Consider the following 20,074-nt stretch of genomic DNA (forward strand, 5'->3'; position numbering starts at 1 on the left):
GCGGCTCCGATCCTACGCCTTCGCCTGCCAGGTTCGGACCCGGTCGGCGCTGACGCCGTCAACGTCCTCGGCGACCGCGTCCGGATCGGCCTCGGTCAGATCGTCCAGGCTCTCGATGCCCGCGTCGGCGAGTTTCTCGACGGTCTTGGCGCCGACGCCGTCCAGCGCCTCGAGGTCGGAGCCGGAGTCGCTCTCGCGGGCCTGGAACTCCTGGTAGTTACAGATTGGACAGCCCAGCTCCCAGGGGTCGTCGCCGCTGTGGACGACGAGTTCGGGCAGGTCGTGTTCGTCGCAGCGCTCGTCGGTCACCTCGATATCGCCGCGCCGGGGCAGCGGCAGCGAGTACTCGCAGTCGGGATAGCGCGTACAGCCGACGAGCCGCGAGCCGCTCTCGAGGGTTTTGACGGCGAGTTCGCCGTCGTGTTCGTCTCCGCAGTCCGGACAAGTACCCAGCACGGGACCCTCGCCGGCGTCTTCGGCCTTACAGAGCGGGCAGCCGTGGACGAACGTCTGGCGGCCGGCGAGCATCTTGACCTCGTTTAAGCCGTGTTCCTCGCACTCGTTCTCTAAGATCAGCGGCTTGCCCGTCGAGGGCAGCGGCAGCGTGTTCTCGCAGTCCGGATAGCCGTCGCAGCCGACGAAGTAGGAGCCGTGGCGGCTGCGCCGAACGAGCAGGTCCTCGCCGCACTCGGGGCAGGGCCCCAGTCGCTTGTCGTCCTTGAGCGACTTGCGGAGGTGGTCACCGATCTCGTCGCGCGAGTCGGCGAGGTTCGCGAAGATCTCCTCGAGCATCTCACGGGACTCGTCGGTGACGTCGTCCAGCGTCGCCTCGCCGCTGGCGATGGCGTCCATGTCCTGTTCGAGCTGGGCCGTCATCTCCTCGCTGACGACGCGGTCGGCGTAGTTCTCGGCCGCGTCGACGACGGCCATCGCGAGCTTGGTCGGCCGCGGCGGATCGCTCTCGATGTAGCCCCGGTCGTACAGCTTCTCCAAGGTGTTGTGGCGGGTCGACTTCGTCCCGATCCCCATGTCTTCCATGGTCTCGATGAGCCGCGACTGGCCGTAGCGTCGGGGCGGCTGGGTCTCCTTCTCCTCGAGTTCGACGTCGGTCAGCGCGAGCTCCTCGCCCTCGGCGACATCGGGGACGTAGTTCTCGGACGTGCTGAAGTAGGGGTAGACGTCGTGGTAGCCGGGCTCGACGAGGCGCTTGCCGTTGGACTTGAGCCGGTAGTCGTCGACCTCGGTGACGACCTTGAGGTGCTCCCAGACGGCCGCGTCGGCGACGGTCGCGTAGAACCGCCGGACGACGAGCTCGAAGACCTCCCACTCGTCGTCGGAGACGTCCCCGCGGGTCGGAATCTCGCCGGTCGGGTGGATCGGCGGGTGGTCGGTCGTCTCCTCGTCGCCCTCGGTAGGGACGATCTCGTCGGCCTCGAGGAGGTCCTCGGCCGAGTCGCCGAGCGTCGGGTGGCCGACGAAGTCATCGAGCAGTTCCTCGGGATCGAGGTCGTCGGGGTAGACGGTGTTGTCCGTCCGCGGGTAGGTGATGTAGCCGGCGGTGTAGAGGTCCTCGGCGATCGACATCGCCCGCTTGGCGGAGTAGCCGAGGGCGCCGGCCGCGCGGATGAACTGGGTTGTGTTGAACGGCTCGGGCGGCGTGTCCGTCCGCGTCCGGCGGTTGACGTCGACGACAGTCGCCGAATCGCGCTCGGCCAGCGTCTCGTAGACCTCGTCGGCGACGGCTTCCTCCCAGACGCGCTCGGCCTCGTTGTCGTCCTCGTCGCGGTAGAAGTACTGGGCCTCGAACGTGGTCTCGTCCTTGGTCAAGTCGCCGAACAGCTCCCAGTAGGTCTCGGGATCGAACGCCTGGATCTCGCGCTCGCGGTCGACGATCAGCTTCAGCGTCGGCGACTGCACTCGCCCGACCGAGATGAAGTCGTTGCCGAGCTGGCCCGCCGACAGCGAGAGGAAGCGAGTCAGCGCGGCGCCCCAGATCAGGTCGATGATCTGGCGGGCCTCGCCCGCGGCCGCCAGATCGAAGTCGAGGTCGTCCGGATCGTCGAAAGCGCTTTGAACCTCGTTTTCCGTGATCGAGGAGAACCGAACGCGGCGGATAGGGACCTCCTCGTCGACGTCGCGGACGATGTCGTAGGCCTCCTTGCCGATGAGTTCGCCCTCGCGGTCGTAGTCGGTCGCGATGGTGACGCGGGTGGCCTTGCGCGCGAGGATGCGCAGCGTCGCGACGATGTTCTCCTTCGTCGCCGTCTTCTCGACGTTCGCGTCGATGAGTTCGACGGGTTCGACGTCGCGCCAGTCTGAGTACTCGTCCGGGAAGTCGACGCCGACGACGTGGCCCGACAGCCCCACGCAGCGCTTGCCGCCCCACTCGTAGACGTTGACGCCGTTCTCGCGACTCGAGTCGTAGGTGCCGCCGGAAAGGATGTCGGCGATCCGTCGCGCGGCGTTGTCCTTCTCCGTGATTATCAGCTCCACGACGGCTCACCTCCTCGAGCGATCGGTTCCGGTACGGACGGGCGAGTGTCCTGCATCGTCGCTCGCTACGACCGAGGATCTGATAACGCTTTCGCCGAAAACCGACCGACAGCGCGGGTGTGCGTGCGGTGTGCGCGGTCGTGCGGTCGCGTGTGCGCGAGGTGTCCGCGGGGACGCGACCACTCGAGGAGTACGTTCCACTCCGCCGCGTGGGCCGATCGCTCGGCCCCTGTAACCGTCTGCAAAAGCCGCTCGGTGGAGTCGGTCGGTGTTCGGGCAGTCACCGATACCGACACCGACGACGGTGCTCGATTCGCGAGCGAGCGGTCACAACGGGACGAACGGGAGCGTCGCCAGCGAGTCCGCGTCGTACGCGAGCGCCTCGGACTGGTCGACGTCCGGCGGCGTCAGGAGGTCGATGATTCGCGGCGCGTTCTCGACCGCGTCTTCGCGTGCACCGCCGAAGACGTAGCCCTCGGCCTCGACGTCGACGTCGCGGAACGTCCCGCGGTCCTCGGAGCCGACTACGGGGACGACCTCGGCGTTCGCGATGTCAACGCCGAGCGCGTCCTTCTCGATGGAGAGAACGGCCGTATCGCTCTCGAAGTCGACGATAGTCGCCGGCGATCCGAGGTCGGTCCCGGCCGCGTCGACGACGCTCGAGCCGAAGCCGCTGGCGGCGACGCGGTAGTGCCAGTCGGCGTCGAACGCGGCGGTGACCTCCAGGTCGCCGAGTTCGGTGGACCGACCGCCGTCCACGGACGGATCTCGGAGATAGACCGCGAAGTAGTGGGGCGAGAACTCCCCGCCGAAGGTGTCGTAGAGCTCCTCGACTTCGAAGGCGAACCGATACGCGTCGTCGGCCTCGTAGACGGCGAACGAGCGCAGGTCGAACGCGCCCTCCCGGAAGTCGTCGCTGGTCGGGTAGGTGTACTCGCCGGGGCCGCGGTCGTCGCCGGCCGGGTCGTCGAACTCGGCGACGAGGTCGCCGGGAGCGACGGTGACCGTTTCGGACGCGAGGGCGGTCCCGTCGTCCGGATCGCGTAAGATGACGTCGTACGTGCCGATCGACGTGATCGCGTAGCCGAGGGAGACGGTCTCGTCGGTCGCTCCGGGCGAGAGTCGGACGTTGTCGACGGTCTCGCGCTCGCCGTCGACCTCGATCGCGACCGTGGTCCCGCCGACGAAATCGCCGTCGTTCGAGCCGGTCGCCGCGATGAACGGTTCGCCGAGCCCCGCCTGGTCGTCGATCTCGTAGCGCACGTCCTGTGCGGGGCGCTCGTAGGTCGGGAGCTCCTTGCGTTCCTCGCCCGTCGCGGGACGGAGTCGGATCGCCGTTCCGCCGCTGCGGGCCATCGACGCGAGGATCGTCGCACTCGGATCGACGACGGCCTCGTCGATCCTGACGGCCTCGGTATCGGCCTCGTAGCCGCCGCCGAGGCCGTCCGAGTAGATCTCGGCGACGTATTTCGGTCCTTTGGGACCGTTGACGCCGCCGTTCCCGTTCCCGTTGCCGTTGCCGTTACCGTTCGTCCCGGAGTTCCCCGGCGCGAGGAACTCGAGCGGCACGTCGACTGCGCGGCCGCCCTCGTCGGTCATCGCGCCGACGTACCACTCCTCGCCCTTCCGGCGGGCGGTGACGACGTAGTCGCCGATCTCGCTATCGACGACGTTCGTCTCGTCCCAGCCGGCCGCGGGAACGCTCTCGATGAACTCGAATGCGGGTTTCGCGTCGAAGTTCTCGTTCTCGGGAGTGTACCCCTCGTACTCGGCCGGGACCGGAGACGGCGCGTCGGGCTCGCTGACGCCGATCGTGTTGAGGTTGAAACCGCCGACGTCGCCCTCGAACGCCTCGCCCGAATCGTCGTACTGCAGTTCGATCGCGATCTCGTTGTCGCCGTCCTCGAGATCGACCTCCGTCGTGAAGACCTCCCACTGGTCCCAGTAGCCGGTGAAGGCGGGGTTGATGGTCGTCGTCTGGCCGTTGACGCGCAGCGTCGCCTGGGTTTCGCCGGCCTCGACGACTCGTTTGGCGTTGTCCTCGGGGGCCGCCGCGTACCGGAGATGGAGTTCGTGCGTGCCCGCGTCGGCGTCTTCGACGGTGAAGGAGACCGACGACCCCGACGGAACGCGGTTCGGATCGACCGCGACGTAGTTCGTCCCGAAGGCGTTTCGCCACTCGTCTAGCGTGACGAAGCCGTCGATGTCGCCCGAGGCGGCCTGTAGGCACTCGCCGACCTCGAGGGTCTCGTCGACGTAGGCCTCGACGCGGTCGGCAACCATCTGCAGCCCGCTCAGGTAGTTCGGGTAGAGGGCGAGCTGTTTCGCCCGCGTTGTCTGGATTTGCCCGCCCCGCTCGTCGTTGAAGGTGATGTCGAAGATGCCCGGCTGGTAGCTGACCGGTCCAGCCAGGTTCCGGGTAAACGGCAGCGTGACGTGGTGGTCCGGAGCGACGTCGGCGCTCAACTGCTCGAAGCCGTCGTACTCCTGGGCCTTGACGACCTCGCGGTTGGCGACGTTGGGGTAGGTCCGGATCTCGCCGGTCGGCTTGATCCCCTCGTGGATCTCGAGCAGTTGGCGGTTCGCCGCAGCGGCCTCAATGACCAGCCGGTGGTGGTTGACCGCGAGCTGGTTGTGCTGGTTGTGCGTCGGCTCGGCGCCGTCGCCCTCGATTCCCAGCCCCGGATCGGAGACGTAGCCGTTCTTGATCGAGTGAATGCCGACGTCCTCGTACTGCTGGAAGATGTCGTCGTTCAGGATCTGGCCCTCGTAGTGGGGCAGCGCGCCCGCGGTCTCGTTGTGGATCGTCATCTCCACGTCGGACTCGAGCGAGCGCCCGAAGTCGGTCACCTCGTGCACGTCAAAGTCCGGATAGGAGTCGTCGACGCCGAACTCGAGTCCGGTGCCGTCGCCGGGGTAGGTGTCCCAGCCCTCGTTCCACCCCTCGACGAGGACGCTGTCGAGACCGTTCTCCGCCGCGAAGTTCATGTAACGCTTCATCCGTTCGGTCCGAGCGCCGTGGACGTATCCCGCCGCGTCCTCGGGACTCTCGAACGAGTCGTCCGGACGGTACTCCCAGTTTGCGGAGCCGGCGATCATCGTCCACCAGATGCCGACGTACTTGCGCGGTTTGATCCAGTCGGTGTCTGGCTCGCCGTCGACGGTCGGCATGGCCGATTCCTTCAGTTCGGCGCTCAACAGCGGGATCAGCTCCGACTCGATCAGGTCGCCCGGCCGGCGGCCGATCTGGATCGTCCGCCACGGCGTCGCGTTCGGGAGTTCCAGCGACGCCTTCGTGCCGTCTGGCAGCGGCGTGAGCTCCGTGACGAGCTCCGTCCCGCCCTCGTCCGATCGCGGCGCGAGCGTCGCGGCCGCGTAGTCCTCGAGGTCCGCCTCGTGAACGCTCAGGTAGACGTCGCCGTCGCCGGCCTCGACCGTCAGCGGCGTGTGCGCGCCGTTCCGCATCGGCGTGCCCGTGGGTCGAGTCTCCCGCGAGCCACCGGGAATCTCGCTGAGCGGCGTCTCCTCGTACTCCTGTTCGAACCGGGGGTTGGTGACTTCGTTTCGGATCCACCAGGCGGTGTCGTCGTCGGCGAACGCGAACGCGGTGTTCTCCGACGTGAGGACGGCCCGCCCGCTGTTGCTCGCGAAACTGTCGCCGAACACGACCCGGAGACCGACCCCGTCGTCGAAGACGCGGACCTCGAGGTTCGCCGATCGGCCCGGTTCGGCCGTCTCCTCGAGCCCGATCACGAGCGCGTTGTACTCGGCGCTCACGCTGTCGTACGCGCCCCAGACGGGCTCCCAGACCTCCGTTTCCGACGTGTGTTCGCTCCCGGTGACCGCGACGTCGGAACCGGTCGTGCCGTCCGCGCTCGCCCCGAACGAGGGCTGGTTTCGGAAGTCGAATCCGATCGGTGACGGCTCGAGATAGGTCGTGCCGTCGATTGCCACCGCGTAGCGCGGGGTCCCGTCGGAGACGTCGACGGTCACCTCGACGGTGCCGTCCGGCGAACTGACGCACCGGACGGCGCGGTCGTCTCCGTTCGCGACTCGCGCCGCCGCCTCCTCGGGGACGGCTCGCGTGTACGCTGCCGCGGCCGCGAGTCCCGTTACACCGCCGAGGAACCGGCGGCGACTCGAATGAGAGAACGATTGTTGTAAATGTTCTTCAGGCATCCAAATAGTGCCTGTCACACCCTCGCACATAAATGTAAGGGACATTCACAACAACCGTACTCCATATTTCGACCCGCGAATCCGAACCGTTTCGAACCGCGGACGGTCGAGTTCCGGCCTCATAGAGTCGGCAACCCGTTCGCGGGAGGCGAGCCCTTTTCACTCGAGCGAGCGAGACTCGCACGGAGAGACAGTGGCAGAGACAGACTCGCAACCGGAGCGCAAGCGCGTCGACATGACGACGGGGGCGATCCCCCCGAAGCTCGCCCGCCTCGCGTGGCCGCTGGTCCTGGGGAACCTCCTCCAGACCGTCTACAACCTCGCGGACATGTTCTGGGTCGGCCGCGTCAGCAGCGACGCCGTCGCCGCCGTCTCGCTGATGTTTCCCCTCTCGTGGCTGTTCGTCTCGACGGCGATCGGGATCACGGCGGCGACCATCGCCCTGGTCTCCCAGTACGTCGGCTCCGGGAACGACCGGATGGCTGACCGCGTGGTCGCCCAGACGATCCTGCTGACGCTGGCGGTCTCGAGCGTCCTTGCCGCGGCCGGCCTGCTCTTTCGCCGCCCGCTGCTCGAGCTGATCGGCGCCCGCGGGCCGGTGTTCGCCGAGGCGCTGGCGTACATCGAGGTCATCTTCCTCGCCTTACCGCTGACGTTCCTCTTCTTTGCGTTCCGGTCGTCCCTGCAGGGCGCGGGCGACACGAAGACGGCGATGTGGCTCGTCGTCGTCTCGGCCGGCGTCAACGTCGTCCTCGACCCGTTCCTCATCCTCGGCTGGGGGCCGTTCCCGGCATGGGGAACCCGCGGCGCCGGCGTCGCGACGTTCTGCTCCCGCGGGCTGGCCGCCGCCGCAGGGATCTACATTCTGCTCGACGGGGGCTTCGGCGTTCGCCTCCGACTCGAGGATCTCGCGCCTGACGTCGACGTTCTGAAGCAACTCGTGGACGTCGGCGCCCCGTCGACGGTTGACGGCTGGGCGCGCAGTTTCGCCTCGGTCGCGATGGCCGGACTGGTCGCTCGCTTCGGCGCGACGCCGACCGCAGCCTACGGAATCGGCGTCCGGTTGATGTCCGTGACGTGGGCGGTCGCCGGCGCCGTCGGCAACGCGACCGCGACCGGCGTCGGTCAGAACCTCGGCGCGGAGACGCCCGAGCGAGCGGCGGCCGTCGCTCGGACCGCGACCGCGGGAACGATGGTCGTGATCGGCGCCGTCGCCGCGGTCCTGATCGCGTTTCCGGCCCAAGCCATGCGGCTCTTCGTCGCCGACCCCGACGTGATCGCCGAGGGCGTCGTCTTCCTGCGAATCATGGCGCCGTTCTGGACCCTCTTCGCGGGCGTTATGGTCGTCCAGGGCGCTTTCCGCGGCGCCGGCAACACCCGCGAGGCGATGGTGCTCTCGTTCCTCTCGCGGTGGATCTTTCGGGTCCCCGTCGCGCTCGTGCTGGCGTTCGCGTGGACGGTGACCGTTCCCGTCCTCGGGCTCGAGATCGGCGGACTCGACTGGGGCGTCGAAGGCATCTGGTGGGCGTACTCGTTCGGGATGGTCGCCTCGTTCGTCGTCGCCATCGTCTGGTTCCGGCTGGGAACGTGGCGCGAGGGCGTCATCGACGACGAGGAGGACGGATCCGACGAGGCCGCGACTCGAAACGAACCAGCGACGGGTGAGAGCGATCCGGAGCTGACCGACGACTGAGACCGTTCGAGACGAATGCGGAGCGTCAGGGAGCCACCATCCTGTATCGCACGCATCTCCCGCTACTGGAAGAAACGTGTGTCCTACTTGGAAACGACCCGGAGCGAGGAACCTCGAGAGCTACTGGCCGAGTGCGGAATCGACCCGCTCATCTCGAGGAAGTCCGGACGGTCCGTAGACGACACGAGAATGGCGATCGAGAAGAAACCGCGACGATCCTCCGTAACCCACCCGGCCGTCAGCGTTCGGTGAACTGAGGCGACGGCAGCCCCGATCTCCACGATTAATCACTGAAATTCGCTCGTAACACGTCTGCAAACTGAATATTCGTGGCCTCATCACGATAGACTTTTCACCACACGGTGCTACCACCAAGTTGTATGAGCGAATTCGAGCAGTTCAGTCAGGTGGGAGAGGCAGACGTTACCCGCGCGATCGGACAGGAGTGGACCGAGGAGTTCATGGACTTCTCGGACAGCGACGTCATCATCGTGGGCGGCGGGCCCTCGGGACTGACGGCCGCGAAGGAACTCTCCGAGCGCGGCGTCAAGACGATGGTCGTCGAGAAGAACAACTACCTCGGGGGCGGCTTCTGGCTCGGCGGCTTCCTGATGAACAAGGTCACTGTCCGCGACCCCGCCCAGCAGATCCTCGACGAACTCGACGTCTCCCACAAGGAGTCACAGGACAGCGAGGACCTCTACGTCGCCAACGGTCCGGAGGCCTGTTCCGGCCTCATCAAGGCCGCCTGTGACGCGGGCGCGAAGATGCAGAACATGACCGAGTTCACGGACATCGTCATCCGCGAGGACCACCGCGTCGGCGGCATCGTCATGAACTGGACGCCGGTCCACGCGCTGCCCCGCGAGATCACCTGCGTCGACCCGATCGCGGTCGAGGCCGACCTCGTCATCGACGCGACCGGTCACGAGGCGATGGCCGTCAAGAAACTCGACGAGCGCGGCGTCCTCGACGCGCCGGGTATCGGCGACGCCGAGGCGGCCGCCACCGGCATGGACAGCACCGACGACGACACGTACGGCGCACCCGGCCACGACTCGCCCGGCCACGACTCCATGTGGGTCGGCAAGTCCGAAGACGCCGTCGTCGAGCACACCGGTCTCGTCCACGACGGTCTGATCGCGACTGGGATGGCCACCGCGACGACCTACGGCCTCCCGCGCATGGGCCCGACCTTCGGCGCCATGCTCGTCTCCGGCAAGCGCGCCGCCCAGGTCGCGCTCGACGAACTCGAGGTCGACGCCGAACCGGTCGACATCACCTCGCGCGCGGCGACGCCGGCCGACGACTAAGCACCGAGACCACTCGTTCTTTTCAGCCCCGTGAAGCGGCCCCGCCGTCAGCCTGTAGCTCACTGTCGGTCAGTGTGGAACTCGTTTCACGGGCGGCTCTCGGCGAGGCGCGGCGATGCTATCTCTCGATCACACGGAGCAGACAGCCGTTCAACCGGTGGTCGCGGCCGGCACCGGTTCGATCTCGGTCACCTCGAACCGGGCACCGCCGGGTTCTCCGTCGGTCACCGACAGGGACCAGCCGTGTGCGGTGGCGATCGACTTGACGACCGCCAGTCCGATACCCGTCCCTTCGTCACGCGTGGAATAGCCGTACTCGAAGACGCGATCGCGATCGTCGGCCGGAATCCCCGGTCCGTCGTCGGAGACGTACACGCCGGCACCCGTCTCCGTCTCGAGCGGCCCGACGCGGACCGTCTCGGCGCCGTGGTCGACGGCGTTGCGAAACAGATTCTCGAACAGCGATCGGAGACGCGACGGATCCGCACGGATTCGGACGGGATCGATGTCGTTCTCGAGGGTCGCCACGCCGGTATCGCTGGTCCCCCACGCGTCGTCGACGACCGAGCGGAGCGCGACGGCTTCCTGCTGGTCGATCGCTGCCTCCTCCCGAGTGAGCGTTAGCAGGTCTCCGATCGTTTCCTCGATTCGCTCGAGAGCGGTCATCGTCTCGCGGACGTGGTCGACCTCGCCGGTCTCGAGAGCTAACTCCGCGTACCCGGTAGCGACGGAGACGGGGTTTCGCAAGTCGTGCGAGAGGACACTTGCGAACCGCTCGAGCTGCTGCGTCCGGTGTTCCAGTTCTTGTGCGTGGCGCTCGAGTTCAGTGACGTCGCGAACGATCAGCGCGTAGCCGCGGGGCTCACCACCGCTCGAGATTTCGGTCGTGTCGATTCGCAGTGTTCGAGTCTCTCCATCGATTGAGACGTGAAGGCGCTCGGCAAACGGCGACTCGAGCGGTTCGTCGGACGACTGGATGCTAGCGTCTCCCCCGTCGTCGGCGGCTCGCGGCTCCGGAACGACCATTGACGGATACGCGTCGTCGAGACACTGCCCGAGACAGTCCTCGAGCGCCGGAAAGAGTTCGGCCGCCGTCCGGTTGAAGTCAACGACGGTCCGGTTCGCGTCGACCACGAGGACCGCGTCCCCGAGGGACTCGAATAGCCGATCCCGCGCGAGCGGCGCGACTGCGAACGACTGGTTTTTGAACAGTCCGATGGCAATGATTCCGCTGAAGATTCCCGCGCCGAAGACACCGTACGGGAATCGCGCCACCGGGAGCGCGTCTGTCTGGGTGAGATACGCAAAGAAGATGATCGGTCCCATTCCGGCGAGGACAGCGCCCGTTTGTAACCGAGCCGTTCGACGCGAAAAGAGAAACTGTCGAAAGAGCAGCGCGAGCGTCGTGAGTGCGTAAAGATGCGTCAACGCGCCGAGTCGCAGAAGGCCCGTCGTCTCGGCGACGACCAGCTGCGGAAACGGCTCCAACTCGAGGCCGAACCCGGTAGCTAACAGTCCGTGGACGGGGTTCGTAAGGACCAGTCCGCCGGGAACGACGACGCTGGTGCCGAGGGCGAGCCACACCGGCGGCGTCAGCCAGTACTCTCTGCCGGTGTAGTAAACGGCGAAGACGAACCAGATGACCGGGAGGACGATCACCAGTGCGTACCACGAGTGCCACCAGAACGCCTTCAGCGACTGGCTCGAACTCAGTAGTTGGCCGGCCGCACACGTAACCATCACGGCGTGTGCCACCTGCAGGACGATCATCACGCTTCCGGCCCGGTCGCGGGTCCGGCGTCGGATCCACCATACGACGCCCAGCGAGATGACGAAGGTGAGTGCGAGCCCGACGAGGTGGGCGGTGTAGATCGCGGTCATCGTATTGTCGTTCGGCGGATCGAAAATACCCTTTGCGGCCACGACGGCGGAACGGCGCGTTCCTGACAGTCGCTACTCGCGTGGCCCTCCCGCCGCCCGGAACATCGATCGACCGTAACTGTTTCAGTGAGTGGTACCACCAATTCATACATGGTCGAGCGAGTCATCTGCTATCGAACGCCCTCGACGGTCGCTGACGTCGACGCAGTTTCCGAGTGGCTGGACGAGCGAACCGACACCGACGTGACCGTTCGGGACCGGTTCCTCGACGTCCGCCGGAGCGACGACCTCGCCGAGCGGTTCGCCGAGGCGCGAGTCCCCTCCCCCTACGAGCGGGAAACCGGCAACACGATGCTCGGAACGATCCGCTACGAGGAACGGGCCCTCGAGCACCCCGAGCGCGAGGGCGGCGTCCTCTACGACGGCGCGCAGATCCAGCGGGCGCTCAACAGCGCGCTTCCGGCGGCCGAACGGGACCTCGAGACGCTCCACGTCGCGATTCTGGACCGCGCGATCGGCACCTGGGGCGACCACGACGGCCGCTGGCACAAGCGCGTGACCGTCCCCGGCCAGCCCGCGCTGGTATCGGTGCCGGGACTCTACGAGGCACCCGCCAAGCCAGAGGAATACTACAAGGAGAAACAGCGTCACGCGCTCCTCGCCGGCGACGCGCCGCCACGGGAGGTCCTCGAGAACCAGGTCGAGGGCGAGTTCCTGGTCGAAAACGATCCGCGAACGACGGACGCGCTGAAGGGGTACGTCCTGCAGGCGTACCACTACCTCGAGACGGGCGAGGCCTTCTGCGATCAGGAGGGCTGTCGGCTCTTCAACGCCCACTACCACGAGGATCTGATCGAGGCGCAGTTGCGCGAGCCGGCGTTCTGCACGGCACACGCCCGCCTGTACGAACAGCGAGAGGCGTGAGCGGCCGTCCCGCTACGAAGCGCGGGAGCGCCACTCGGCATTGCCAGAACCGCAGTCCTCTTTTGTGACAGCCGACTCCGACAACGTACAATGAGTGCTCCGTTTACCGTCGCGGTTCCCGTCCGGTATCGCGATCTCGATCCGCTGGACCACGTCAATCACGCCGTCTTCGCGACCTACCTCGAGATCGCGCGCACCGACTACCTGGAATCGGTCGTCGACATCCCCGCCGAGGATATCTCCTTCGTCATCGCGAACCTCGAGATCGACTACGAGCGGCCGATTGTCAAGGGCGACGACCCCGAGGTCTCCCTCCGCGTCTCGCGTCTGGGCGACTCGAGTTGCACGATGATCTACGAGATCCGCGTCGGCGACGACGTCGCTGCGACGGCGGAGACGACCATGGTCCACATCGATTCCGAGACGAAACGACCCGCGCCGTTCCCCGACGAGATCCGCGAGCCGATCGCGGCGTACGAGGGCCTCGAGACGACGGCCTGAGTCGACCTGCAACACGCGCGACGCTGTCCTTTTTTATTCGAGTTTCCCACCGGTCAGTCGTACGACCCCGAAGACGTGGCGTTCGTCGGCGACGGCCGTCGACCGCTCGCGGAGGCGCGCGTGGGCAGTCCGAATCTTCTCGTCCAGTCTGCGGTGTGGGTCGTCCTCGTAGCGCAGCTTCGTCGTCGGCGGCGTCGAGAGGACGACGATCGCCCGGAAGACCGCATTGACCGCCGGCGCGTACCACTCGCGGCTCGAGGTGGCGTTGGCAAGGAAGACGTGACCGCCGGGGCCGACGCGGTCGCACCAGTCGTCGACCGCGCCTGCGGGATCGGCGAGCATGCCGACGACGAACGTCGCGAGGATCGCGTCGACGTCCGACTCAGCGGCCAGCGGCGGTTGCGTCGCATCGCCTCGAACCACGTGGACGTTGTCGTACTCGGCCGTCAGCTCCCGGGCCCGCTCGAGCACCGGCCCGGTGAAATCGACCCCGACGACGGTTCCCTCGGGGCCGACCCGCTCGCGCAGGTACGGGAGGTTCGCGCCCGTCCCACAGCCCATCTCGACGACGGTGTCTCCGGGCTCGAGTCGGCAGGCGGCGGCCCCGCGCCGTCGCAGCTTCGGGATACCGGGGGTTCGACGCGCGACGAGATCGTAGAGGTAGGCCCAGCGGCCGTAGAACTCCTGTGCGCTCTCGGCGTCGGTCTCCGCGCGCAGCCTTCGGAGCCGCGAGCGCAGGCCCGCCATCTCAGATCAACGAGCGAACCGTGTCCGCGACCGATTCGGCGTCCGGTCCCAGCACGTAGATCAGCGGCTCGATTCCCATGCCGCCGGTCTGGTAGAGCACCGTCGCCTCGGGTTCGTCCTCGATCGCGGCGCCCACGCTCGAGGCGACGTCGCTGGATTCGTCGAACTCCGCGGTCACGTGGCCCTGCTCGGTCAGTTCGGAGAGGAGGTCCGGCTCGTAGCGAATGTTGATCGCCGACGACGCGTCCGCGCCGTGCTCGCGCGCGGCCAGCAGGACGCTCGCGACGTGTTCGGAGACGCCGAACTCGGGGTCGGACGGCACCGTCGCCTGCCCCTTGACGTCGAAGATCCGGCCGGGGACGCCGGCGACGTCGTCGACGTCGTCCGCGTCGGGCGTGCAGGCGACCAGATTGGCGCCGACCGCCGGGATCAGGGTCGTGAAGCCGCCCGCGTTCTCGAGGATGCGCAGCCCGCGGCGCAGCGACGAGAGGACGCGTTCGCTGGTCCGCAGGTCGTTCTCGGGGTCGTGGACGCGAAAGCTCGCGCCGTGGTCGGCGAGTTCCGGGACGGCGTCCTCGTGGAGCTGAGCCAGGAGATCCCCGCCGCTCTCGAGGTCGCGAACGAGGATTTCGATCTCGATCAGCGCCTGGACGGGCGTGACGTCGCCGGCCGCGAGCCCGTCGGCGAGTTCGGAGACGAGCGCCTCGACGCGCTCGTCGTCGGCGATGCGGTCGTTGGTGGTGACGTCACCGTGGGCGTACTTCGAGACGGCGCTCTGGCTGATGCCGAGCACGTCGGCGACCTCGCTTTGGGTGAGCCCGCGGTCGCGGAGTTCCCCGGCGAGCAGCGACCGTATCGTCGGGAGGAACTCGTCCACGACGATTTCTTCGACGAATTGCATTTGCGATCCCTATGTCCGCCGGCGGAATAACTTGTGGGTCACGAACCCGGTATGCGCCTGTGAGACACGGAACGACCACAGAACGGTGACTGGTCCACTGCGGTGGCGCACGCTGTGCCGCGGTGAACATGCGAGGCGCGAGGGAACCGAGCGCCTCGAGAAACGAGCGGGGAACGAAGTGACCCGCGAGTTACTGGTGAACCGCGGTACAGCGTGCGAGGGATGAGTGAGTGAACGGAGAGAACGAGCGAATCGGCTGGGGAGGGTGTGGCAATCCCCGTTGCCACGATAGCAGGGGTTCTCATGGCGGTGATTTCACCGATACGACGGACGGGCCGCTCTCTATCGGTATCGCACGGAATACAGTATCGAACCCGAACTACTTACGCTCGAGTTGGTCGCCGCCGAACTCGTGGTCGCTCTGGATCCGGGAGGCCTGCGGGCCGTCCTGGTCCTGGTACTTCGAGCCGCGCTCGCTGCCGTACGGTCGCTCCGCCTCGGTCTTCAGTTCGGTGAACGTCAGCTGGGAGATCCGCATCCCGGGCGTGAGCGCGACGGGCGCGGTGCCGAGGTTCGACAGCTCGAGGGTGATCTGACCGCGGTAGCCGGGATCGCACAGCCCCGCCGTCGCGTGGACGACCACGGCGAGGCGACCCAGGGACGACCGGCCCTCGACGTGGGCGATCAGGTCCGGCGGGATCTCGACGCGCTCGTGAGTGGTTCCGAGCACGAAGTCGCCGGGATGCAGGATGAAGTCGTCGCCGTCCTCGACGATAGTCTCGGTGACGTACTCGTCGACCTCCTGTTCCGAATTCGGATGAATGCAGGGGATGTTCGTCCGCTGGAACTCGAGGAACTCCTGGCCGAGTCGGAGGTCGATGCTCGCGGGCTGGATCTGCAACTCGGGGTCGTCGAGGGGGTCGACGACGAGGTCGCCGGCCTCGAGTCGCTCGAGGATGTCCGCGTCGGAGAGGATCATATCGAGTAGGGGCGTCCCACGGGTTCCTAAATCACCCGATCCGATTCGGCGGCTGCCGGACGAGTGACGGAAATCCGAAGTGTTTCGATTCAGTACAGCTACAAGTATACTTTCTCGATCGCGGCCCGAATCAATTAGTAGGTGGTGCCCCGAACAAGTTTCCATGGAGGGGAAACAGGAGCGGTTCAACGGCGATGCACGGATCTTGCATCAGCGAGCGGTCAGAATCCCGCTTCCCGACGACGAGGCCGAGCGAGTCTTTCACGAGAACATGCGAACCATCGCGGAGGCCCACGAGCGGAAGGCGGACCTGCTCGCCGATCCGGATGTCCCGTTGCTCACCGCCTACGAGGAGGAGTACGCACACGCCGCCGAGAGTTTCGAGCGGCGACTGCGACAGATTGCGGGCGACGACTACGAGGAGGTCGCGATGGCGTACTTTCGTGGCGACCGCGACGACCGGGTCGCGAAGATCGCCGCGTACTACGTCGAGGGGGGGTGGCGGGTCCAGCAGTGGGCCACCGTCACGGAGATGGTGTACGCCCCGCTGATCCTTCGCTATCCAGACAGTTTCACGGTGAACGTTCGCTTCGCCGGTGGCTACACCACATCGGCGGCGATCTACTACGAGTCGCCGGAACACTGCTCGGAGGAGTTGGCCGACGAACACGCCGAGACGTACTACGAGGAGAGCCAGTACACGCAGCGACAGGCGGCGGAGTACGCCCGGGGGACCGCGGACCTCATTCGCGAGGAGTTCCTGGATCCCGACGAGACTCCCTTCGAGGAACGCAAGTACGGCGGCGTGGCCTTGGCGGGGGGACGACAGGGATCGGTCTTCTCGGAGATCTCCAAGCGCGTCGCGCCCGATCCCGACCGGTTCTCCGAGTCGGTTTCGAAACCGACGCTCGTCGAAACAGGACCGGAGGCCCGGCGAACCGAGTGCGAGCTCGGCCTCGAGCGAGAGATCGTCCGCTGATCGCGATAGTCAGGGCTAAAGGCGTTCCCGTCCTTTCCTCGGCCATGAAACAGGCCATCGTCGCCCGCACGGACATCGGCATGGGACAGGGAAAACTCGCCGCGCAGGTCGCCCACGCGTCGCTGTCGGCCTACGAAAAGGCGGACGAACAGCTTCGAAATCAGTGGAAACAGGGCGGGCAGAAGAAGGTCGTCCTGAAAGGCGAGAGCGAGCGCCAACTCCACGAGCTCGCCGCGATCGCCGACAGCGAGGGCGTCCCCAACGCGACCGTGCGGGACGCGGGCCACACGCAACTCGAGCCCGGAACGGTCACGGCGCTGGCCGTCGGTCCGGCGGGAGATGACCGCGTCGACAGCGTCACGGGCGAACTCTCCCTATTCTGAGCGCGATCGACGGCGCGGCGTCTGCAGATCGTTTCAACTGACATACACCAGTAAATTCTTCCCTTCGGGCGAAATCATACAAAATACAATGTCAGTTATCTCGACGGAAGACGAAGGCAAGTTCCTGATGGACGTCAGAGGCGAGCAGATTGGCATCGTCACCGAGATCGATCCCGTCGAACAGGTCGCGTACGTCGACCCCGATCCGAGCCTGACGGAAGCGTGGGTCCAGAGCCTCGGCCGCGGCGACGCCAACGAGGACGACCTCGAGGTCCCGGCCGAGAGCATCGAGACGATCACCGACTCGGAGGTCCGCGTCGACGCCGACCTCAGTAGCGAGGCCTGAGACACGACGCTTAGAGCGCCAGCCAGAGCGCCGCGCCGACCAGCACCACCGAGACGACGATCGCGCCGACGCGAGCCGTTCGCTCCTCGATCGGTCCGTCGAGAGACGTAAGCGCCAGGAAGTACACCGGAACGAGGGCGATACCGAGCAGGAATCCGATGCCGGGAAGCTCGCCCCTAATGAGCGCCAAGATCACGATCCCGGCGACCATACTGACCCACAGCTTGAGCGGCCAACGAGGATCAGCCGTCTCCATACTCTCCAGTTCGGTCAACCAGTTGATAACTGATTCGGTCGCGTCGGTGGTCGTTCCTGGGCCCGGCTCCGAGACGGCGCGACCGCGAGAACGAACCGATTTATCCCCGGCCGTCCAAGCGCCGCCATCCAGCATGCGCCCGGCACATCCAACGGAGCAGGCCGTCGGCATGGAGCACTACCTCACCGATACCGACGGCGTCGGCGGCCGCCTGCGAGCGGACGACGACCACTTCCGCGTGCGCGAACGCGAGCGGTTCGACACCGAACCCGTCGATGCGCCGACGGACGCCTACCCCTACCTCGTCGTTCGCGCGACGCTGTCGGGCTGGGACACCAACGACTTCGCCGGCCGGCTCTCGGACGCGCTCGGCGTCTCCCGCGAGCGGGTCAACTGGGCCGGGACGAAGGACAAGTACGCGGTCACCACGCAGCTGTTCTCGATCTACGGCGCCAACCCCGAGGACCTCCCCGACGTCCGCGGCGCCGACATCGAGGTCGTCGGCCGCGCGGGCCGGTCGCTCGAGTTCGGCGACCTCGCGGGCAACGAGTTCGAACTGGTCGTCAGCGACCCCGACGACCCCCAGCGCGCGACCGGGATCACGGACGAATTACACGCCTTCGGCGGTCTCGAGAACGGGGCCGACGAGACGGATGACGACGCGGCCGACGACGAGACGACCGTCTCGATCGGCGTCCCCAACTTCTTCGGCCAGCAGCGCTTTGGCAGCCGCCGCCCGGTCACCCACGAGGTCGGCCTCGAGATCGTCCGCGGCGACTGGGCCGGCGCGGTGATGGCCTACCTCGGGAACCCCACCGACGCAGAGCCCGAGTCCACGCAGGAGGCCCGCGCGTTCGTCGAGGAGACCCGCGACTGGCAGGAAGCCCTCGAGCGCTTTCCCAATCGCCTGCGCTACGAGCGGTCGCTCTGTCATGGGCTCGCCGAGGTCGACGACGATCCCGAACCCGAGGACTACCGCGCGACCCTCGAGCGCCTGCCGTCGAATCTCCAGCGACTGTTCGTCCACGCCGCCCAGTCGTACGCGTTCAACCTGATGCTCTCCGAGCGCCTCGAGCGCGGGCTGCCGTTCGACGAACCCGTCGCGGGAGACGTGGCCTGCTTCGCCGACACCGACGCGCCAGCGGGGCTCGAACTGCCTGACACCGACCGCCTCCAGCGGGTCACCGACCGTCGCGTGCGCTCGGTCCGGCGCCACTGCGAGCGCGGCCGGGCGTTCGTCACGGCACCGCTCGTGGGCACCGAGACGGATCTGGCCGACGGCGAGCAGGGCGAGATCGAACGCGCCGTCCTCGACGAACTGGACCTCGAGCCCGCCGACTTCGATCTGCCGGGCGAGTTTTACTCGAGCGGCACTCGGCGCGCGATTCTGGTTCGGACAACCCTCGAACTCGAGACCGAGCCGTTGACGCTCTCCTTCGGTCTGCCGAAGGGATCGTACGCGACGGTCCTCCTTCGGGAGTACCTGAAGGTCGATCCGGTCGACCTGGGATGAGGCGGGGGTTTTTGAGTCCCTGTGGCGAAGTGAATCTATGACTTCGGGAGGCCACGGATTCGTCGCGGATCGGAACGATCGCGACGACCAACGCGACCGCGATGACGACGCCACCGGACGGGGAACCGGCGTCGTCGGAACGAGCGGGGACCGCGAACTCGTCGACTGGCGAAAACTGGCGGTCGACGGGACGACGGTGTACGAACTCGAGTACGATCAACCGGCCCCGGAGCCGACGGCCCGCACGCCGACGTTCGGGCCGACCAGCGGCGGGACGGTGCCCTGCCGCGAGCAGTCGGTTCGACTGCCCGACGGCGAGCGGCTCCCCGCGACCGAAGCGGCCTTCGAGGCCGAGGGGACGACGCTGCGCGTCCGTCGCGAGGAGCCGTCGATCCTCGCCCGCCTCCGCCGGTTCGTTCCGTGGTAACGTCCGGTTCTCACGCGAGCGCGTCCCGGAGGACAATGCCGAAACCGGCAGCGCCGACGCAGAGCGAAATCAGGCCGCCGATCCCCGTCAGCGCGAGCGCACCGTTGATGGCTGCGGCGACGAGCAACGGCGTCAGCCAGCCGTCGTCGCGGCCGACCAGCCGCTCGGCGATGGCAAGGTAGCCGATGGCGGCGCCGACCGACCACACCAGGTAGGCGGCGAGGCCGAGCGGAATCGCGACGAAGATGCCGACGATGGTGATGACCAGCAGGAGTGTCAGGAGGCCGAGGGCGAGCAGCGAGAGGATTCCATAGAGGAAGCCGCCGATTGGGTCCTCGAGCACGGCGGCCATCATCCGCTCCGTGTACGCGGGGGCGATCGCGACCAGAATCGCGCCGACGACCAGCGTCGTCAGGAACGCGACGACCGCGCCGCTGACGAGGCCGGTTGGCGCACCGATGTCGACGTCGACTCCTGGGTTCGGATTTGCCTGTGCGATCGAGACGACCATCGAAACGGACTGAACGAAGTCGATCATGCGTTCCATAGGACGGCCTCG

General features: G+C 66.9%; 17 protein-coding genes. 9 read left to right on the forward strand and 8 right to left on the reverse strand.

Annotated features, from left to right (window positions below; all coding sequences use genetic code 11):
* Positions 1-12 precede the first annotated feature (12 nt).
* Both EH209_RS13585 and EH209_RS13590 read right to left on the reverse strand, forming a co-directional pair.
* Complete coding sequence (locus EH209_RS13585) at positions 13-2,493, reverse strand: DNA topoisomerase I (protein WP_126663394.1); 2,481 nt, start codon at positions 2,491-2,493, stop codon at positions 13-15.
* 327 nt (positions 2,494-2,820) lie between these two features.
* A complete protein-coding gene (locus EH209_RS13590; protein ID WP_126663395.1) occupies positions 2,821-6,672 on the reverse strand; it encodes a glycoside hydrolase family 97 catalytic domain-containing protein in 3,852 nt (1,283 codons plus the stop codon).
* A 193-nt stretch (positions 6,673-6,865) separates the two neighbouring features.
* Here EH209_RS13590 and EH209_RS13595 point away from each other — a divergent pair, with 193 nt between their 5' ends.
* Both EH209_RS13595 and EH209_RS13600 read left to right on the forward strand, forming a co-directional pair.
* On the forward strand, positions 6,866-8,365 hold the full coding sequence (locus EH209_RS13595; protein ID WP_126663396.1) for an MATE family efflux transporter: 1,500 nt from the start codon (positions 6,866-6,868) through the stop codon (positions 8,363-8,365).
* Positions 8,366-8,745: 380 nt separating this feature from the next.
* Positions 8,746-9,678 (forward strand): sulfide-dependent adenosine diphosphate thiazole synthase, encoded by a 933-nt coding sequence (locus EH209_RS13600; RefSeq protein WP_126663397.1) that lies wholly within the window; start codon positions 8,746-8,748, stop codon positions 9,676-9,678.
* A gap of 150 nt (positions 9,679-9,828) precedes the next feature.
* On the opposite strand, the gene EH209_RS13605 is transcribed toward EH209_RS13600, so the two are convergent.
* Positions 9,829-11,559, reverse strand: coding sequence for a histidine kinase N-terminal 7TM domain-containing protein (locus tag EH209_RS13605; protein WP_126663398.1), 1,731 nt, complete (start codon positions 11,557-11,559; stop codon positions 9,829-9,831).
* Between the two features lie 150 nt (positions 11,560-11,709).
* Between EH209_RS13605 and EH209_RS13610 the strand changes: the two genes are divergently transcribed.
* Together EH209_RS13610 and EH209_RS13615 are read left to right on the forward strand one after the other, a co-directional pair.
* A complete protein-coding gene (locus tag EH209_RS13610) occupies positions 11,710-12,483 on the forward strand; it encodes a DUF7001 family protein (protein WP_126663399.1) in 774 nt (257 codons plus the stop codon).
* A gap of 90 nt (positions 12,484-12,573) precedes the next feature.
* Positions 12,574-12,984 carry an acyl-CoA thioesterase gene (locus tag EH209_RS13615; RefSeq protein ID WP_126663400.1) on the forward strand — a complete coding sequence of 137 codons (411 nt, stop codon included), beginning with the start codon at positions 12,574-12,576 and terminating at the stop codon, positions 12,982-12,984.
* Positions 12,985-13,017: 33 nt separating this feature from the next.
* On the opposite strand, the gene EH209_RS13620 is transcribed toward EH209_RS13615, so the two are convergent.
* From EH209_RS13620 to dcd, 3 genes are all read right to left on the reverse strand, one after another.
* Complete coding sequence (locus EH209_RS13620) at positions 13,018-13,731, reverse strand: class I SAM-dependent methyltransferase (RefSeq protein WP_126663401.1); 714 nt, start codon at positions 13,729-13,731, stop codon at positions 13,018-13,020.
* Position 13,732: 1 nt separating this feature from the next.
* Complete coding sequence (locus tag EH209_RS13625; protein WP_126663402.1) at positions 13,733-14,632, reverse strand: thiamine-phosphate synthase family protein; 900 nt, start codon at positions 14,630-14,632, stop codon at positions 13,733-13,735.
* A gap of 379 nt (positions 14,633-15,011) precedes the next feature.
* Positions 15,012-15,611 carry a dCTP deaminase gene (dcd, locus tag EH209_RS13630; protein WP_126663403.1) on the reverse strand — a complete coding sequence of 200 codons (600 nt, stop codon included), beginning with the start codon at positions 15,609-15,611 and terminating at the stop codon, positions 15,012-15,014.
* A 163-nt stretch (positions 15,612-15,774) separates the two neighbouring features.
* On the opposite strand from dcd, the gene EH209_RS13635 reads away from it, so the two are divergent.
* The 3 genes from EH209_RS13635 to EH209_RS13645 all read left to right on the forward strand — a co-directional run bounded on the left by EH209_RS13635 (position 15,775) and on the right by EH209_RS13645 (position 17,319).
* Positions 15,775-16,590: a hypothetical protein gene (locus EH209_RS13635; protein WP_126663404.1), complete on the forward strand. Its 816-nt coding sequence runs from the start codon at positions 15,775-15,777 to the stop codon at positions 16,588-16,590.
* Positions 16,591-16,634: 44 nt separating this feature from the next.
* Entirely contained in the window at positions 16,635-16,973 is a 339-nt protein-coding gene (gene pth2 / locus EH209_RS13640) for a peptidyl-tRNA hydrolase Pth2 (RefSeq protein ID WP_126663405.1), read from the forward strand.
* A gap of 88 nt (positions 16,974-17,061) precedes the next feature.
* Complete coding sequence (locus EH209_RS13645; protein ID WP_126663406.1) at positions 17,062-17,319, forward strand: hypothetical protein; 258 nt, start codon at positions 17,062-17,064, stop codon at positions 17,317-17,319.
* Positions 17,320-17,329: 10 nt separating this feature from the next.
* On the opposite strand, the gene EH209_RS13650 is transcribed toward EH209_RS13645, so the two are convergent.
* Positions 17,330-17,575 (reverse strand): hypothetical protein, encoded by a 246-nt coding sequence (locus EH209_RS13650; protein WP_126663407.1) that lies wholly within the window; start codon positions 17,573-17,575, stop codon positions 17,330-17,332.
* A 133-nt stretch (positions 17,576-17,708) separates the two neighbouring features.
* On the opposite strand from EH209_RS13650, the gene truD reads away from it, so the two are divergent.
* Positions 17,709-19,088: a tRNA pseudouridine(13) synthase TruD gene (truD, locus tag EH209_RS13655; protein ID WP_126663408.1), complete on the forward strand. Its 1,380-nt coding sequence runs from the start codon at positions 17,709-17,711 to the stop codon at positions 19,086-19,088.
* 175 nt (positions 19,089-19,263) lie between these two features.
* Complete coding sequence (locus EH209_RS13660) at positions 19,264-19,515, forward strand: hypothetical protein (protein ID WP_126663609.1); 252 nt, start codon at positions 19,264-19,266, stop codon at positions 19,513-19,515.
* Positions 19,516-19,525: 10 nt separating this feature from the next.
* Here the strand turns inward: EH209_RS13660 and EH209_RS13665 are convergent, their stop codons facing one another.
* Positions 19,526-20,053, reverse strand: coding sequence for a hypothetical protein (locus EH209_RS13665; protein ID WP_126663409.1), 528 nt, complete (start codon positions 20,051-20,053; stop codon positions 19,526-19,528).
* Positions 20,054-20,074: the final 21 nt, after the last annotated feature.

The sequence above is a fragment of the Haloterrigena salifodinae genome (assembly GCF_003977755.1).
Lineage (GTDB): Archaea > Halobacteriota > Halobacteria > Halobacteriales > Natrialbaceae > Haloterrigena > Haloterrigena salifodinae.

What these genes read in the sequence shown, in the direction of transcription:
- EH209_RS13590 (WP_126663395.1), bottom strand. Translation starts at nt 6,672, where the DNA reads ATGCCTGAAGAACATTTACAACAATCGTTCTCTCATTCGAGTCGCCGC.
- EH209_RS13600 (WP_126663397.1), top strand. Translation starts at nt 8,746, where the DNA reads ATGAGCGAATTCGAGCAGTTCAGTCAGGTGGGAGAGGCAGACGTTACC.
- EH209_RS13605 (WP_126663398.1), bottom strand. Translation starts at nt 11,559, where the DNA reads ATGACCGCGATCTACACCGCCCACCTCGTCGGGCTCGCACTCACCTTC.
- EH209_RS13610 (WP_126663399.1), top strand. Translation starts at nt 11,710, where the DNA reads ATGGTCGAGCGAGTCATCTGCTATCGAACGCCCTCGACGGTCGCTGAC.
- EH209_RS13615 (WP_126663400.1), top strand. Translation starts at nt 12,574, where the DNA reads ATGAGTGCTCCGTTTACCGTCGCGGTTCCCGTCCGGTATCGCGATCTC.
- EH209_RS13620 (WP_126663401.1), bottom strand. Translation starts at nt 13,731, where the DNA reads ATGGCGGGCCTGCGCTCGCGGCTCCGAAGGCTGCGCGCGGAGACCGAC.
- EH209_RS13625 (WP_126663402.1), bottom strand. Translation starts at nt 14,632, where the DNA reads ATGCAATTCGTCGAAGAAATCGTCGTGGACGAGTTCCTCCCGACGATA.
- dcd (WP_126663403.1), bottom strand. Translation starts at nt 15,611, where the DNA reads ATGATCCTCTCCGACGCGGACATCCTCGAGCGACTCGAGGCCGGCGAC.
- EH209_RS13635 (WP_126663404.1), top strand. Translation starts at nt 15,775, where the DNA reads ATGGAGGGGAAACAGGAGCGGTTCAACGGCGATGCACGGATCTTGCAT.
- pth2 (WP_126663405.1), top strand. Translation starts at nt 16,635, where the DNA reads ATGAAACAGGCCATCGTCGCCCGCACGGACATCGGCATGGGACAGGGA.
- EH209_RS13645 (WP_126663406.1), top strand. Translation starts at nt 17,062, where the DNA reads ATGTCAGTTATCTCGACGGAAGACGAAGGCAAGTTCCTGATGGACGTC.
- EH209_RS13650 (WP_126663407.1), bottom strand. Translation starts at nt 17,575, where the DNA reads ATGGAGACGGCTGATCCTCGTTGGCCGCTCAAGCTGTGGGTCAGTATG.
- truD (WP_126663408.1), top strand. Translation starts at nt 17,709, where the DNA reads ATGCGCCCGGCACATCCAACGGAGCAGGCCGTCGGCATGGAGCACTAC.
- EH209_RS13665 (WP_126663409.1), bottom strand. Translation starts at nt 20,053, where the DNA reads ATGATCGACTTCGTTCAGTCCGTTTCGATGGTCGTCTCGATCGCACAG.